The sequence below is a fragment of the Akkermansia sp. UNK.MGS-1 genome, from assembly GCF_000980515.1.
Lineage (GTDB): Bacteria > Verrucomicrobiota > Verrucomicrobiia > Verrucomicrobiales > Akkermansiaceae > Akkermansia > Akkermansia muciniphila.
In genome coordinates this window covers 65,289-80,700 of the sequence record NZ_LBCB01000001.1, presented here as the reverse complement: position 1 = coordinate 80,700, position 15,412 = coordinate 65,289, and the positions used below count along the sequence as shown (strand labels likewise).

Sequence of the window (15,412 nt, the reverse complement as noted above, 5' to 3'; positions counted from 1 at the left end):
CCGCCGTCCGGGACACTTCCGCCTGCGCCAGCCACGTCTCATTGTTCCATTTGCCCGTAGAAGCCGGAGCTCCGCTTAGGCGGCTGGTCATTTTGTTGTTCGTCTCCGCCCACGTGAGGCTTCCCTTGAAGGTCCAGCGGGCGCGCCTGCTTTCTTCCAGCAGACGGCCCCAGTACAGGGAGCCCATCCGGGTGTCCTGCGTGTTCCGGCCCTGGAAGCCCCGGCTTTTGGCATGCCCGTAGAGCTGGCCGAAGGCGATCCCCCAGATGCCGTTGTCATGGCCGAACCCGCTGTCCGCCCCCACGGAGTAGCCGCCTCCGCTGTAGTCGTAGCCGTCCGCGCCTCCCCGGCTGCGCTGCCGGGCGAAGTCTCCCAGGCCCATGCCCCACAGGTCGCGGGCATGCTTGTCGGCCAGGCGGAAGACGTTCAGGCGGGAAAGGACATTGCCGCCCAGGGCCGCCGCGTTGGAGGCTGAGCTCCAGAGGGAGTTGAAGGCCAGTTCCCCAACCAGTTCCGGGTCAATGCTGCTGATGGGGGTTCCGTCCGCCTTCCAGACCAGCTGGAGCTGTTCGGCGTAGCCGTCTCCGTCGGCGTCCGTCCACCGGTGGCTCCAGGTTCCCGTGTAGGAGTAGGGGGAGTCCACCCGGTCCGTCCCCGTGGCCTGGGAGACGACTCCGTCAAAGTTTCCCTGAAGGGTGTGTTCCGCGTCCGTCAGCACGTGGAAGACGCGGTCCTGTTTCCAGGAGCGGTCCGCATAGAAGTACGGGGCGTTGGAGCCCGTGTCCGCCACGCCGATGAGGCCTCCGGCCGTGAAGGATTGAGCCGCGGAGAGCGTCAGGCCCGGCCCGGAGCCCGGCCCGGACTGGAGCTGGTGGCGCATGTCGAAGGTGAAGCCGCGGGAGAAGTCGGCGGTGTTGGCGTTGATGAAGGCGCTGTCACCCGGGCGCAGCACGGCGTCCCTGCCGGAGAGGGAGAAGGCGGCGGCGTTGGCCGTGCTTCCTCCGATGATTTCCAGCGTACCTTTTTCCACCGTCAGGGAAGAAGAGTCATTACCCAGATTCCGCATGTCTTCAAGATTCCTGCCGAAGACGGCGCCGTGTTCCAGCAGGAGGGTTCCTCCATAGAGGGTGGTGTCGGCCACGAAGTTGTTGTACCGGCTGGCAACGAGGTGGGCTTCTTCCCCCTGGTAGAGTTCGCTGCTGAAGATGATGGTTCCGTCCGTGTCGTGAATGTTCCCTTCCTCATCCGTGCAGCGGTTGAGCGTGAGGGTCATGGGGCAGTCGGAGTTTTCGCTCCGGCTGGTAATCGGGTCGTTGAAGCGGATTTCGCGCCCCTCCTCCGCGGCTAAGGCGAGACTGCCCTGTGTCTCTATAGCACTTTCGGGGATTGTTGCACCCGTAGTAAGGTGAATAGCATTGGCGACGCCGTTTTCCACAGAGAAGGTGCCGTCGTCATGGCGGGTGAAGACTCCCCCGGTCATGTTGCCGCTGAAAAGCACGTCTTTCGTCAGGGCGAGAAGGTCGAGTTTCCCTGCTAATTCAATGGCTCCTCCTGAGGTCTTGGCATAGTTGTTGATGAATGTTGCCCCATCGCTGAAAGAGATATCCCCACTAGAGCAAATCACGCCCCCCGAAGCTGTAGTGGAATTGCTGAAAGCATAATTGTTGATGAATGTAGCATTGGCTCCTACAGCTATTTCTCCATGAAATCCCATGCCAACAGAGCGATGGCGCGCGGAGTAGAATACGCCGCCAAAAGCTCCATTCAAATTACTGAAAGCATAATTGCCGATAAAGGTTGCATTGGCTCCCACAGTAGATTTTGCTTTGTTGGAGGTAATAACTCCTCCGATAGCTGACTTGGAAACGCTGGAAGCATAATTGCCGATAAAGAAGGAATTGTCTCCTACGGTTATTGTATTATCGTTACTATAAATAACCCCTCCTTCAGCTCTATTCAAATTACTGAAAGCATAATTGCCAGAGAAGACAGCATGATCTCCTATGGTGATCGGCGAAATTGAACTGTTTAACAATACCCCGCCACGGGCCGACCTGTTATCAACGCCTAGCACACAGTTGTTGGAAAAAATAACGCCGTCTCCTAACTTCAAAATCTCTCCACGATGAGAACTATATAACAGAGCAATGGCAATTCTATCGACATTATCTCTTCTGTTTTCTACGCAGTTACGGTCAAATTGTACCTTACCTTCTATCATTAACGAAGAAAAGGTCATACTCCGAGTTAGCTGGTTTACGGAACCACTCAGGATGATGGAATTCATTTCCAATGTTATGTCATTTAACCCTGCCCCGGAAAAATCATAAAGGACCTCCCTTTCTCCCAATCCTGCCAAATCAATGGTACGGAAAATACCCGGATCATTGGAACGGAAATTGACGGCTACCGGCAAGCCGGCGGTCAGCGAGGAATCGTCATTATGCAGAATGACGGTATCCCCGGAAGACAGCGCTCCGGAATCAGCCAGTTCCTGAAGCGTGTTATACACATGCTGCCCCGGGTTGGCTGCCTGGGCGGCGTCCACCACAAATTCCGCGCCGGAAGCGGCAGTCGCCATCGTTACGGAAAACAGAAGACGCCCCAGCAGGAAGCGGCGCAACGGCAATGGAAGAATAAGTCTCATATCTTTTAAAAAGAATCATTAATATCGGAAGGCCCGCTAAATAGCGGATTCGAAATACGCCCGTCAATAACCCTCGTGCACGGCATGCGGGAACTCCTACCGCAACAAGGCGGCAGGAGCCTTTCACGGCCCCTGCCATGGGGAAAACAAGCGTGCTCCGCCCCCCTATTCCGGCGGCGTTCACGAAAAGTTTCCCTCGGCGGGAATCCGGCCCTGGGCCTCTTCCGGATGAGCCGGGTTCCTCTTTCCGGCCGTCAGGCGGAAGAAGAGGGGCACCAGGAAGATGGCCAGCAGCGTGGCCGTAATGATGCCGCCCAGCACCCCGGTGCCCACGGCGCGCTGCGCACCGGACGCCGCCCCATGGGCGAACGCCAGCGGAACGACGCCCGCCCCGAACGCCAGGGAGGTCATCAGGATGGGCCGCAGGCGCAGTTTGGCGGCGGCGACGGCAGCTTCCGCCGCATTCATGCCTTCCCGGTAAAATTCCCTGGCCACTTCCACAATCAGAATGGTATTCTTGGCGGAAAGGCCAATGGTCGTAATCAGGCCCACTTTGAAGTAGATGTCATTGGGCATGTCGCGCAGGAAGACGGCCAGCAGGGCGCCAAGCAGCCCCAGGGGCACGACCAGAATAACCGCCAACGGAATGGACCAGCTTTCATACAGGGCCGCCAGCACCAGGAAAACAATCAGGATGGACAGAGCGAAAAGCAGCGTGGCCTGGGAACCGGCCAGCTTTTCTTCATAAGATTGCCCCGTCCATTCGAACCCCACGCCCTGCGGCAGGGAGGCGGTAATCTGTTCCAAAGCGTTCATGGCGTCTCCGCTGCTTTTGCCAGGCGCGGAAGAACCGTTGATAGTGAAGGAGGTATAGTTATTGTAGCGCGTGAGCTGCGGAGGCCCCGCCGTCCACCCCAGCCGGACGAAGGAGGAAAGGGGCAGAAGTTTCCCCTGGCCATTGCGGACATGAAGGTCCTCAATGTCGTTTCCGTTCAGGCGGCTTTTTCCGTCCGCCTGCACCATGATGCGGCGCACCTGGCCGTCATGCATGAAATCCCCCACATAGCTGGACCCGAACATGACGGCCAGCGAATTGCTGATCTCCGCCATGGGCACTCCCATGGAAAAGGCTTTTTCCCGGTCAATGGAGACATGCAGCCGCGGCGTATCCGCCTGGCCGGAGAAATAAACGCCCGCCAGATTGGGGTCTGCATTGGCGCGGGCCAGGAGTTCGTCCCGGGCTTCCGCCATGCGGTCATACCCCAGGCCGCCCTTGTCCTGAAGGCGGAAATCAAATCCGGACGAATTGCCCAGCTCCGGCAGGGCCGGCGCGTTCAGAGCCATGACCATCATCTGGCGGTCTCCGGCAAAGCGGGCGTTGACGCGGTCAATAATCGCCTGGGCGGAATTGTCTTCACCGGACCGCTCATCCCAGTTTTTCAGGCTGACAAACAGCATCGCCATGTTGGCGCCGGTGCCCATGAAGCTGAAGCCGCCCACGGAATAGGCGTATTCCACCGGCTCATGCCGCATCAGGTAGTTCTCCACTTCCCGCAGCCGCGTGCTGGTTTCCTTCTGAAGAGAGCCGGCAGGAAGGGACACTGTCACCATGAAGTTGCCCTGGTCTTCTTCCGGAAGGAAGGAAGTGGGCAGCGTCAGGTACAAATAGCCGGCCCCTGCAATAATGAGGGCATACAGGAACAGGGAGCGCACAGGGCGGCGGATCATTCCGGATACGGCACGGCCGTACCGGTCCGTGGACCGGTGTATCGTCCGGTTGAACCATCCGAAAAACCCTTTTTTCTCCTGGTGCTCCACGGAGGAGGGTTTCAGCATGGCGGCGCACAGCGCCGGAGTCAGGGAAAGGGCCAGAAACGCGGAGAAGGAGATGGACACAATGAGCGTTACGGCAAACTGCCGGTAGATGTTTCCCACCGCTCCGCTGAAAAAGGCCATAGGCACGAAAACCGCCACGAGCACGGCGGTGATGCCCACGATGGCCCCGCCGATCTGCTTCATGGCTTTCACCGTGGCGCGCCGGGCATCCAGGCCTTCCTCCATCATGATGCGTTCCACATTTTCCACCACCACGATGGCGTCATCCACCAGAATCCCGATGCTGAGCACCATGCCGAACATGGTAAGCATGTTGATGGAGAACCCGGAGAGCCACATCACGGCAAAAGTTCCCAGCAGGGCTACGGGAACGACGAGCGTGGGAATCAGGGTGGCCCGGAAGTTCTGGAGGAACAGGAACATGACCAGGAACACCAGCAGGACGGCTTCCAGCAGGGTTGAGATGACTTTCTGGATGGAGATTTCCACGAAGTGGGTGGTTTCATAGGGAATCTGGTAGGAGACTCCGGGCGGGAAATCCCTGGACAGTTCATCCATCTTGGCCTTGAGGAGGCCCATGGTTTCCACGGCATTGGAGCCGGGAGCCATCTTGATGGCCATTCCGGTGGCCGTCTGGCCGTTGCAGCGGGAAAAGAACGCGTAGCTGTTGGCGCCCAGCTCCACCCTCGCCACGTCCCCCAGTTTGACGGAGGAACCGTCTGAAAGCGTCCTCAACGCAATGGAGGCGAATTCCTCCGGCGTACGGAAAGCGTCCTCCGCTACCACGCCGGCGTTGATGGGGGCGGATTCGGGAACGGACGCCCCCCCGATGTCCCCGATGATGATGCGCTCGCTCTGGGCAGCCACGGCATTGACAATATCCGTGGGGGTCAGGCCCAGCGCCTCCAGTTTTTCCGGGGCCGGCCAGATGCGCATGGATGTCTCCGCACCGAAAAGCTCCACACGCCCGACGCCTTTCACACGCTTCAGTTCCGGGATGATGCGGGCGGAAGCCCATTCCCCCAGCTCCGTATCATTCAGGCTGCCTGTAGAAGAGAGAGAGATCATCGCCTGAATATTGTTGGATGATTTTTCCACGAACACGCCTTCTCTCCGGACGGATTCCGGCAGGCGGGATTCCACGATTTTCAGCCTGTTCTGCACTTCTACGGCGGCAATATCCGGATCCGTGCCCTGCGTGAACGTAGCGGCTATTTCCACGGCTCCGTCGGAGCTGCTGGTGGCGGACATGTACATCAGGCCGGGCGCTCCGTTGATTTCCTTTTCAATGACGGCGGTCACGGCTTCCTCCGTATCCTGGGCGGAAGCCCCCGGATATGTGGTGCGCAGGGTGATGACCGGGGGAGCAATGTCCGGATACTGGGCAATGGGCAGGCTGGGGATGGCCAGAAGGCCCATCAGGGAAATCAGGAGTGCGACTACCCAGGCAAAAATGGGGCGGCGTATGAAGAAATCAGGCATGGCGGTTTATTGCTGGGCATGGGGTTGCGGCCGGGCGGCGGCGCTGCGGACTTTCATGCCGGGGCGGAGGGACATCGTGTGGCTGACGGCAACCCTGTCCCCATCCCGGAGGCCTTCTGAAACCAGCCATTCCCGGCCGTTCAGCGTATCCGCCCTGACGGGGCGCGCTTCCAGCACTCCTTCCGGCCCCACAACAAAGACGGAAGCGCCCTGCGCGGTGCGGATGACGGCATCCCGGGGAATGGCGAAGACGTTGTCCCGCACCGCCCTGTCAAATACCACGCGCACATAGGCGCCGGGCAGCAGTTCATGGTCCGGGTTGGGGAACAGGGCCCGCATTTCAATAGTATCCGTATTCGGGTCCACCGCCATGTCGGAAAAAATGATCCTGCCGGAATGGGGGTATTCCTCCCCATTGGAGAGCAGCAGGCGCACCTTGATTTCGCCCAGCGGCACACCCTTCCACAATCCGGATACGACGGCGCGGCGCAGGCTGCTGTACTGGGAGGCCGGCTGGCTGAAGCGGACATAAATGGGGTCAATCTGTTCAATGGTGGTCAGGTGGGTGAATTCGTTCTGGTTGGCAAACGCCCCTTCCGTCACCAGGGCACGGCGCACGCGACCGGAGATGGGCGCCTCCACCCGGGTATATTCCAGATTCAGGCGCGCCTGCTCCAGAGAGGCGGCCGCGGCGGCATATTCCGCCCTGGCCCGTTCTTCCTCCGCCCTGGCCTGCTTATGCTCACGTATGCTGACGGCGCCCTTGGCGACCAGGGAGGAATACCGGGCGGCCTTGTCCTCCGCATCCGACAGAACGGCCCTGGCACGAGCCACTGCAGCCTTGCATTCATCCAGGACAGCCTGAAGCGGAGCCGGGTCTATTTTAAAAAGAAGATCGCCCGGCCGGACCGTCTGCCCTTCCTGATAGCAGCGTTCCTGAATAATTCCCGTCACGCGGGCGCGCACTTCCGCCTGGAGATACGCTTCCATACGGCCGGGAAGATTGGCGGTTACGGGAACCTGAGTACTGCGTACCGTCATGACAGACACTTCCGGCACGGTTTCGCCGGGAAATCCGCCTGCCTGGCTTTCACCCTCCCGCTGGCAGGAGAAGCAAACCACCAGCAGGGGCATGCAGAATAAAAGATTAATTATTTTCATCAGGAATCATGCTGTTTGGAACCTCAAGAAACCCCGGAACCGCACTTCCGACAAGACCGGGGATTTTTCAATTGCCATATGATGTAAAGTATCCCATAATGGGAGAGTCAAGAGGCAATGGAAAAATTAAGTGGGGAAGGTCTTTGTCATTTATTGTAAATTATTGACAATAAAAACCCTATAGATGACGGAAATAACTTCGTCTTCAGAAAGGTTTCTTCTGCGCGCAGCTCCCGTTGCCGCCGGGGCTCTTCCGGCGGAAACAATCAATTCCCTCCCACCAACCGCAATACAGGATGGACAAACAGAATTTACTAACCATCGGCAATCTGTCCAAACAGACCGGCGTACATGTCAAATCCCTCCGGTATTATGAACAACTGGGCATTTTGCTCCCGGCCTATACGGACCCGGACACCGGCTACCGTTACTACACTCTTTCCCAGATTCCCGTGGTGGATACCATCCGCGCCTGCATTTTCCTGGATATTCCCCTGAAGGAATTTACCGGCTTCCTGACCAGGGACCAGCGAAGGATCCATTATAAGAAACTTTTCTCCCACGGCACCATGCTGGCACACCGGAAAATCAGGGATATTCAGGAAAAGCTGCGCCTGCTGGAAAAATTCCGGAAACAGATGGACCGGGAAGAAGATCTTCTGCTTCATGGGGAACAGGCCATCCACGCATTGCCGGAAAAATACTGCTGGGTGGCGCCCTATGCGGGAAAACAGCATACTCCGGAATTTAACATCCTCATGACCCGCATCTTTGACGATATTGACCGCTGCCAGCTGCGGCTGGGCGCGGAAGCCGGCCTGCTTTCCTTCCACCGGAAAGCAGGGACGGAGCAGTTCCTGTATGTGGAGGTGGAAGCGGCCGGAAGAGACGCCCGGCGGATGAAGAAAATCATGCGTCTGCCCGCCGCCTCCTTTCTCTGCGCCATCAGGCAGGAAAGCGGCATTGCGGAGGCGCCCGGCGTTTTTCCGGACCTTTTTGCGCAGGAATATGATAAAATCATTATGGAGACGGAATTGTTTCCCGGAGATTACGATGTGGCAAATCCCAAATTCGAACTGAGATGCAGCCTGCCGCCGGGTGGGAAATGAATCCGGAAATTTCCGCGCATCCGCTGGCGGGAGCGGAAGATGCAAAAGCGCTCCCGCCAGCCGGGAACCGCCCCCCGCGAACCTCCGCCGCCCTGCGGAGCGGCCCCGCGCCTGCGGACACAAAGTCTCAGGCAGTTTCATGAAATGGCATTGCATTTCCTTATGCAGCATATAAAATAATGGGGTGGCACATTGCGACACTACACAACCGGACTTAAAGGAAAATGCCGTCAGGGCTTTCAAGGCCATGTTGCTGGCGCGGGCTTTTGACACCAAAATTTCCAGCCTTTACAAAGCGGGCAAAATTACGGGGGGCGTTTACCTGGGCCGCGGACATGAAGCGATTGCCGCATGCGGAGGCGTCTTTCTGACTGCCGGCTACGATGTAATCGCCCCGTTCATCCGGGAACAGGCGGCACGCGTCACCTGGGGGGAACCGATTATTGAAGCGGCACGCGCCTATCTGGGTTCCGCCCTGGGATATATGAAAGGGCGGGACGGCAACGTCCACCGGGGCCTGCCAGCGGAAGGCTATATGGCTCCCATCAGCCATCTGGGCAGCACGGTGGCTTTCGTCATCGGCTGCCTTTTCGCCAAGCGCCTGGACGGCAAACTGCCCGGCCCCGTGGGAGTAGCTTTCTGCGGCGACGGCACCACGTCCACGGGAGCTTTTCACGAAGCCGCCAATATGGCGAACGTGGAGCGGCTGCCTCTGGTGCTCGTGGTAACCAATAATCAATTTGCCTACTCCACCCCCAATATCAGGGAATTCGGAGAAGCCTCCCTGGCGGACAGGGGCCGCGGCTACGGATTCACCGTGCATGAAACGGACGGCACGGACTTCATGGCCACGCTGGAAACCTTCCGGACCGCCGTCAATAACGCGAGGGAAGGCCGGGGCCCCCAGTGGGTGCTTGCCAAGACCCTCCGCATGTGCGGGCACGGGGAACATGACGACGCCTCCTACATCCCCAGGGAACTGAAAGAGGAATATGAAAAAAAAGACCCCGTAGCAGTCGCGGAACGGCAGCTGCTGGCAGCCGGCTGGCTCACGCCGGAAGAAACGGCGGCTTTGAAAAAACAGTATGCCGATGAAGTCCAGCTGGCCGTAGCCACCGCGCAGCGGGAACCGGAACCGGACCCCTTCCGGGAAGACTGGAACGCCACGGTATGGAGACCTTATTAAGCCAGCAAACGGAATATTCCCATGAGCGTAACATACATTGATGCCATCCACGACGCCCAGAAAGACCTGCTTACGGAAGACAGGGACGTCTTTCTGTACGGGCAGGACATAGGCGTTTTCGGCGGCGCTTTCAAAGCGACCAAGGGCCTCAAGGAGCTATTCCCGGACCGGGTGATTGACGCCCCCATCAGTGAGGACGCCATGGCCGGCATGGTGACCGGGGCCGCCGTCATGGGCAAGAAGCCCATTATGGAAGTCCAGTTTGCCGACTTCAGCACGATCGCTTTCAACCAGATTGTCAACATGGCGGCCACCCATTACTACCGCACGGGCATTCCCGCCAACATCACGGTGCGCCTGCCCTGCGGGGGAACCCCCGGCACCGGCCCTTTCCACAGCCAGAGCCTGGAAGCCTTGTTCGCCCATTATCCGGGCCTGCACGTCATGACTCCGGCCACGGTAGCGGATGCCTACTGGATGCTGCGCCAGGCCGTGGAAATTCCGGACCCCGTCATTTTTCTGGAGCACAAGTTCCTGTACCGCTGGCTGAAGGCGGAGGACAACTACCGGGAAACCCCGGTCATCCCGTTCGGCACGGCCCGGATCGCCCGCACGGGGAAGCATGCCACCGTGGTGGCGTACAGCGCCATGGTGCCGGAAGCCGTGCGTGCGGCAGACCTGCTTGAGAAGGAAAGCGGCTATGAAGTGGAGGTCGTGGATCTTCGGACGGTGCGCCCGCTGGACATGGATACCGTTATCGCCTCCGTAGCGCGCACCGGCCGCGTCCTGGTCGTCGGGGAAGATTTTCCGTGGGGAGGCGTCACGGCGGAAGTTGTTTCACGCATTGTCGCGGAAGGCTTCCACCTGCTGGATGCCCCGCCCCAGAGGCTCAACGCACGGGATACCCCCATCCCCCAGCACCCCAACCTCTGGAAGGCGCACCGCCCCACGCTGGAATCCATTGCCGCCTCCATCCGCCATCTTCTATCCATTTGATTCAACCCAGTTTCCATCATGCCTAAAGTACCCATTCTGATGCCCCAGCTCGGGGATTCCATTGCGGAAGCCACTGTGCTGCGCCTGCTGGCGGCCCAGGGCGATACCGTAGAAGCCGACCAGGAAATCTTTGAGGTAGAAACCAACAAGGCCACCATGGGGGTCACCACCATGTGCGGCGGCATCCTGAGCGATGTGTTCATCAAGGAAGGGGAATCCGTCGTGGTCGGCGCCTGCATGGCCATGATTGAGGCCACGGAAGAGGAAATTGAGCGTTCCGGAGCGACTCCGGCCGGAGATTCCACCCAGCCGTCCCTTCCAGCCAGTCCGGAATCCGTTCCCCAGGCCGCGCCCTCCGCCCCTCCCCGGGAGGAAAAACCCGCAGGCGTCCACTTCGGGGTGACGGGGGAATCCTATCAGGAAAACGGAACGGACCTGAAAGTCCAGCCCAGCGTACGCGGCCTCCCCGTACCCGCCGGCATGAAGGGCGCGCACTACATGTCCCCCCGGATGAAGGCGCGCATGGATGAATTGGGCATGAGCGCCTCCGACATCGCTTTCATCTCCGGTTCCGGGGCGGGCGGACGCGTCACCATTGACGACCTGGAAGAATTCCTGGAATATGTCAGCCAATGGCCGCACCGCAAGGCCTCATCCATGCGGCTGGCCGTGGCGGACGCCATGCGCCGCAGCTGGACGCGTCCGCTGGCCTCCGCCGGGCGTCCCGTATTCATGGACCCCCTCATCAAGCACAGGCAAAATTCCCCGCTGCGGCCCGGCATCACCCTGTACTTTGCCCGCGCCCTGGCCCTGGCCCTGGCGGAAAGCCCGGAATGCGCCGGCTACCTGGTGGGGGAAAACATTCTTTCTCCCAAAACAATTGACATCGGCATCGCCGCCCAGGTGGCGGACGGCGTCATGGTTCCCGTGCTGCGCCGCGTGAACGAACGGACGATGGAAGAACTTCTGGAAGACTATAACAGGCTGATTGCCCAGGCGCGCCGCCGCAGGCTGGCTCCGGAAGACAGCACGGGCGGCATCGCCACGGTCACCAACTTCGGCGGCTTCGGCCTCACCTTTGCCGCGCCCATGCCCATGCCCAGCGAATCCATTATCCTGGGGGTGGGGGCCGTCACCAAAACCCCGGTCTGGAGTGACGAAGTGGAGGCGTTTATCCCCATCTCCAAGGCCAACATCGTGGCTACGGGAGACCACCGCGTGGTGGACGGAGCGGACATCGGCCGCCTGCTCAAGCGCGTGGCGGAATTGCTCCAGCGCCCGGAATACCTGTAACCAGCCCCGTTCCCCCAGCTTCACGCCGCATGACAACAGACCCGCCCGTATTAGGCCTGGTAGCCGGAGACGGCGTTTATCCGGAATATATTGTCCGGGGCGCACGCCGCCGGATGCCGGAATTGCGTATCGTGGCCGTAGGGTTCAAGGGGGAAACCAACCCCGCCGTCATCCCCCTATGCGACGCTTACCAGGAATTCAGCGTGGGCCAGATAAGCAAGCCGTTCACTTTCCTGAAAAAGCACGGCGTAAGGAACGTCATCATGGCCGGCGGCATCAATCCGAAGAACATTCTTTCCCTCCGTCCGGACCTTCGCGCCCTTTCCGTATTGATGCGCATGCCGGAAAAAAATGCGGACTCCCTGCTTGGGGCCGTCATCACGGAAGCGGAAAAGGAAGGCTTCACCATCCTCCCGGCCTCCACCTACATGGAGGAGCACATGCCGCAGCCGGGGCATATCGCCGGACCGCCTCCCACGCCTGAACAATGGGAGGATGCCCGCTTCGGCATGCAGACGGCCAAGGAAATCAGCCGTCTCCACATCGGGCAGTCCGTCATCGTGCACGGCGGCACCGTCATCGCCGTGGAAGCGATTGAAGGCACCAACAACTGCATACGCCGCGGAGGGGAACTGGGCAACGGCAAACCGGCCACGCTGGCCAAAGTGGCCCGCCTGGGGCATGACATGCGCTTTGATATCCCGACAGTCGGCCCCGTCACCATTGAAACGTGCGCGGAATGCGGCGTCAGGCAAATCGCCCTGGAAGCGGGCAAAACCATCTTGCTGGAACGCGACCGGGTGGAGGAATTATGCAAAAGGCATAAAATCAGCCTGCATGCCCTCCAGCCCGTGGAACAGGACACCCCTTCCCCGGAAAACCGGCCCGCATAAAAATCCCCTCGTCCGGAAATCCGGACAAGGGGAGGTCATCCCGCGCACGGGAGGAAGAATGGGAAACGGCTTGCTTCAACCGCCGCCGGGACTAAGAATTCTTATCCTTGTCCATCATGGATTTGGCCTTGTCGCTCACGCTTTCAGCCATGTCCTTGACGGCTTCCTTGCCTCTTTCGCAGGCGTCTTTCATCTTGTGCTTGCCTTCCTCCATTTTGCCGGAAGCGGCATCGTTCGCACATCCGCAGCCCTTATTCATATGATCCTTGGATTCGCACATAATAAGCAAATATTTTTATTGTTCATCGTTTGAGTTAACCGTTTTTCACAGCGTCACCGACGGCTTCGGCCTTATCGGCAGCCCTGTCCGCCGCATGGTCAACGGCGTCCCTGCTGTCCTGATAAGCATCCTTGGCGGTTTCCTTGCCCTTTTCATAGGCGTCCCTGGCAGCCTGCCTGCCTTCCTTCATTTTTTCGGAGGCGGCGTCCTTGGCAGCCTTGGCGCCCTCTTTCATGTGCTCTTTGGCTTCAGCCATGTCCTTGTCTCCCTTGGAGCAGGAGCCGCTGCCGCAGGCTCCCTGGGCCAGGGCCACCACCGGAATCGCAACGGCCGCTGCCGCTATCATATAGATCAATTTTTTCATGATGTTATTCTATCTGGTTTCATTCCAATAGACTCTTTTTTCATGAAAAACCATGAATCCGGCAGTGTCATTCTGCGTTCACTCCCTCAGGTTAAAAGCCAGAACCGCCGCAGAGGCAACGCAATCCCGGCATGGCACGGACCCCTCTTTTTTCAATTCCCTGCAATGGGAATAGCCCAGCTTTTCCACAAACCGCCGCCTCAGCTCCTCCCTGGACTGCACGGGCGTACACAGCAGCGCCCCGTAAAGGGCGCCGCACAGTCCGTCTGGAGCCTTTCCGGTACCGCAGGAGGAAACGGTTTCCAGCAAATCCTCCCTGCCCAGGGCCGCGCAGACGGCCTGGGCGCAGTTGTGGCGCCAGGGCGCCGTGCGGAAGGTGGACAGAGCTTTTTCTTCTATATTCATGCCCTTACTGTAGGCTCCGCCTCTTTCCGGGTCAAGACCCCCTTTCCGGCCGTCCATCCGGGGGCGGGAAGACGGTTTCTCCCGACATCCCGCGCCGGAGGAGCTCACTTTCCGGCAAGCCTCCGGCTGGTTTCCAGGCGCGCAGCCAATTCCTCAAAGGGAACGGTTCCATCCAGACAGAAGCTCACCCAGTTTTTCTTATTCATATGGTAGGCCGGAAAACGGCTGCGATTATCCGCAAGAATCCCGGACTCACCGGGACAAACCCGCAGGTTCAAAACCTCCACCCGTTCCTTGGAACTGCCCCCCAGCTTCAAGCGCGGCACAGCCAGAAAAGCGGCGTACCATTTTTCCGTATCCTTCCGCCGCACCACTGCGTTCCCCGGAAACTTCCTCCACAGGAATTCCAGTTCCTCCCCGTAAGCTTTACGGATGTGCGCGATGAGGCTCCGGGCGGGAGCCGCCTTGAAAAAATCAGGTTCAAAGCAGCATTCCGCCACATGCCACAGTTCTTCCTCATATTCCCTGCGGAGCATTCTTGTCCGCAACCTGTCTTCCGTTCCCGGGTCAGCATGCCGGATATTCTTCCCGTCCGCATCATGCACCGTTGCATGAACAGAACCATCCGCGTGTATTTCCAATTCCATGCAGAGCTGGCCGTCCAGCAATGCCGCCCTGCGCAGAAAACCGCTTTCCACACGAACGAAACCGAAGGAGAGCAGCTTTTCCACGCACAGCTTCCTGTCCCTGAAAACGCGTTCCACAGTTTTTTCATACCAGCTTTTCCGGGGAATACGGCGAAAGAACATAAGAAAAACAAGGTTAAGGACGAAGGAGGGAAGAGCGCCCACCATTTCCGTTCAGGTTCAAACGGAATCATGATAGGGCCGCACGAAAACGGCACAAGGATAAAATAACCCGCGGCTCTACTCCGGGACGCACACCGGAAAAACGGCCCTATCTGCCCGTCAGCACGTACCACACGAACAGGCTGTTGTGCTTCACGTACCGCCTGAGCAGTCTTCCCGGCTCCCGGTAAATGCGGTACAACCATTCCAGACCGTTCTTCTGCATCCATCGCGGAGCCCGTTTCACCGTACCGGCATGGAAAGCGAACGCCGCCCCTACGCCCACATAAACCGCGGGGGGCAGCAATTCCCTCTGCTCCGCCATCCACCGCTCCTGTTTCGGGCAGCCCAGCCCCACCCATACCACATTGGCCCCGCTTGAAGCAACCGCCTCCCGCATGTTTTCCAGATCTTCCTCCGTCCAAGGGCGGAACGGAGGGGAATACGCCCCGGCCAGTTGAAAACCGGGGTATTTTTCCTTTAATGCCCCAGACAGGGCTTCCAGCAGCTTCTCATCCCCGCCCAGCAAAAAATGGCGCAAGCCCGGATATTGCACATTCGAACGCACCAGCGCTTCCATCAAATCTGGCCCGCTCACGCGGCACGCTTCCCTTTCCCCGGAAGAAAGCCCCCGGTTCAGTCTCCACACTACCGGCATACCGTCCGGGCAAATCACGTCCATCCGTTCCAGCACGTTCCCGTAATCCCGGTCATGCACGCCGAGGGTTACCACATGGGCATCCGCCGCGGCCACCAGAAACGGAGCTTCCGCCTCCAGCGCGCGTTCCGCCAGCGCAGCGGACATCTCTTCCACGGAACTGACGGCTACGGAAAAGCCGAATACGTTTCTGGTTTCGCACGGTATCCGCGCGCCGGGACGGTCAGAATTGTCTGGAATAGTCATGGCCTGAG

At 59.2% G+C, this 15,412-nt stretch carries 13 protein-coding genes; 5 read left to right on the top strand and 8 right to left on the bottom strand.

The window, feature by feature from the left end; genetic code table 11:
- The 3 genes from WW58_RS00345 to WW58_RS00335 all read right to left on the bottom strand — a co-directional run.
- Positions 1 to 1,960 (bottom strand): autotransporter outer membrane beta-barrel domain-containing protein (locus WW58_RS00345; protein WP_288143377.1); only part of this gene is annotated, 1,960 nt, incomplete at its 3' end.
- An 867-nt stretch (positions 1,961 to 2,827) separates the two neighbouring features.
- A complete protein-coding gene (locus WW58_RS00340) occupies positions 2,828 to 5,965 on the bottom strand; it encodes an efflux RND transporter permease subunit (protein ID WP_046434381.1) in 3,138 nt (1,045 codons plus the stop codon).
- Between the two features lie 6 nt (positions 5,966 to 5,971).
- On the bottom strand, positions 5,972 to 7,126 hold the full coding sequence (locus WW58_RS00335; protein ID WP_046434379.1) for an efflux RND transporter periplasmic adaptor subunit: 1,155 nt from the start codon (positions 7,124 to 7,126) through the stop codon (positions 5,972 to 5,974).
- Between the two features lie 296 nt (positions 7,127 to 7,422).
- On the opposite strand from WW58_RS00335, the gene WW58_RS12620 reads away from it, so the two are divergent.
- The 5 genes from WW58_RS12620 to WW58_RS00310 all read left to right on the top strand — a co-directional run bounded on the left by WW58_RS12620 (position 7,423) and on the right by WW58_RS00310 (position 12,603).
- Complete coding sequence (locus WW58_RS12620; protein WP_215833661.1) at positions 7,423 to 8,235, top strand: MerR family DNA-binding transcriptional regulator; 813 nt, start codon at positions 7,423 to 7,425, stop codon at positions 8,233 to 8,235.
- A 247-nt stretch (positions 8,236 to 8,482) separates the two neighbouring features.
- A complete protein-coding gene (locus tag WW58_RS00325) occupies positions 8,483 to 9,421 on the top strand; it encodes a thiamine pyrophosphate-dependent dehydrogenase E1 component subunit alpha (RefSeq protein ID WP_012419935.1) in 939 nt (312 codons plus the stop codon).
- Between the two features lie 21 nt (positions 9,422 to 9,442).
- Positions 9,443 to 10,417, top strand: coding sequence for an alpha-ketoacid dehydrogenase subunit beta (locus WW58_RS00320; protein WP_046434377.1), 975 nt, complete (start codon positions 9,443 to 9,445; stop codon positions 10,415 to 10,417).
- An 18-nt stretch (positions 10,418 to 10,435) separates the two neighbouring features.
- Positions 10,436 to 11,710: a 2-oxo acid dehydrogenase subunit E2 gene (locus WW58_RS00315; protein WP_046434376.1), complete on the top strand. Its 1,275-nt coding sequence runs from the start codon at positions 10,436 to 10,438 to the stop codon at positions 11,708 to 11,710.
- Between the two features lie 29 nt (positions 11,711 to 11,739).
- Positions 11,740 to 12,603 (top strand): LpxI family protein, encoded by an 864-nt coding sequence (locus WW58_RS00310; protein WP_046434374.1) that lies wholly within the window; start codon positions 11,740 to 11,742, stop codon positions 12,601 to 12,603.
- Positions 12,604 to 12,694: 91 nt separating this feature from the next.
- Here WW58_RS00310 and WW58_RS00305 read toward each other — a convergent pair whose 3' ends face one another.
- The 5 genes from WW58_RS00305 to WW58_RS00285 form a co-directional block, all read right to left on the bottom strand.
- Positions 12,695 to 12,862, bottom strand: coding sequence for a hypothetical protein (locus WW58_RS00305; protein ID WP_153816450.1), 168 nt, complete (start codon positions 12,860 to 12,862; stop codon positions 12,695 to 12,697).
- A 55-nt stretch (positions 12,863 to 12,917) separates the two neighbouring features.
- Positions 12,918 to 13,247 carry a hypothetical protein gene (locus WW58_RS00300; protein WP_046434370.1) on the bottom strand — a complete coding sequence of 110 codons (330 nt, stop codon included), beginning with the start codon at positions 13,245 to 13,247 and terminating at the stop codon, positions 12,918 to 12,920.
- A 78-nt stretch (positions 13,248 to 13,325) separates the two neighbouring features.
- Positions 13,326 to 13,652, bottom strand: coding sequence for a hypothetical protein (locus WW58_RS00295; RefSeq protein WP_046434602.1), 327 nt, complete (start codon positions 13,650 to 13,652; stop codon positions 13,326 to 13,328).
- A 104-nt stretch (positions 13,653 to 13,756) separates the two neighbouring features.
- Complete coding sequence (locus tag WW58_RS00290; RefSeq protein ID WP_046434601.1) at positions 13,757 to 14,461, bottom strand: MmcQ/YjbR family DNA-binding protein; 705 nt, start codon at positions 14,459 to 14,461, stop codon at positions 13,757 to 13,759.
- A 148-nt stretch (positions 14,462 to 14,609) separates the two neighbouring features.
- The gene (locus tag WW58_RS00285; protein WP_094140487.1) at positions 14,610 to 15,404 is read right to left on the bottom strand and encodes a WecB/TagA/CpsF family glycosyltransferase; all 795 of its coding nucleotides are present in this window, start codon (positions 15,402 to 15,404) and stop codon (positions 14,610 to 14,612) included.
- Positions 15,405 to 15,412 lie beyond the last annotated feature (8 nt).

Excerpts from the sequence above, each read along its gene's own strand:
- WW58_RS00335 (WP_046434379.1), bottom strand. The coding sequence starts at position 7,126 with ATGAAAATAATTAATCTTTTATTCTGCATGCCCCTGCTGGTGGTTTGC.
- WW58_RS00320 (WP_046434377.1), top strand. The coding sequence starts at position 9,443 with ATGAGCGTAACATACATTGATGCCATCCACGACGCCCAGAAAGACCTG.
- WW58_RS00310 (WP_046434374.1), top strand. The coding sequence starts at position 11,740 with ATGACAACAGACCCGCCCGTATTAGGCCTGGTAGCCGGAGACGGCGTT.
- WW58_RS12620 (WP_215833661.1), top strand. The coding sequence starts at position 7,423 with ATGGACAAACAGAATTTACTAACCATCGGCAATCTGTCCAAACAGACC.
- WW58_RS00315 (WP_046434376.1), top strand. The coding sequence starts at position 10,436 with ATGCCTAAAGTACCCATTCTGATGCCCCAGCTCGGGGATTCCATTGCG.
- WW58_RS00290 (WP_046434601.1), bottom strand. The coding sequence starts at position 14,461 with ATGTTCTTTCGCCGTATTCCCCGGAAAAGCTGGTATGAAAAAACTGTG.
- WW58_RS00305 (WP_153816450.1), bottom strand. The coding sequence starts at position 12,862 with ATGAATAAGGGCTGCGGATGTGCGAACGATGCCGCTTCCGGCAAAATG.
- WW58_RS00340 (WP_046434381.1), bottom strand. The coding sequence starts at position 5,965 with ATGCCTGATTTCTTCATACGCCGCCCCATTTTTGCCTGGGTAGTCGCA.
- WW58_RS00300 (WP_046434370.1), bottom strand. The coding sequence starts at position 13,247 with ATGAAAAAATTGATCTATATGATAGCGGCAGCGGCCGTTGCGATTCCG.
- WW58_RS00325 (WP_012419935.1), top strand. The coding sequence starts at position 8,483 with ATGTTGCTGGCGCGGGCTTTTGACACCAAAATTTCCAGCCTTTACAAA.
- WW58_RS00285 (WP_094140487.1), bottom strand. The coding sequence starts at position 15,404 with ATGACTATTCCAGACAATTCTGACCGTCCCGGCGCGCGGATACCGTGC.
- WW58_RS00295 (WP_046434602.1), bottom strand. The coding sequence starts at position 13,652 with ATGAATATAGAAGAAAAAGCTCTGTCCACCTTCCGCACGGCGCCCTGG.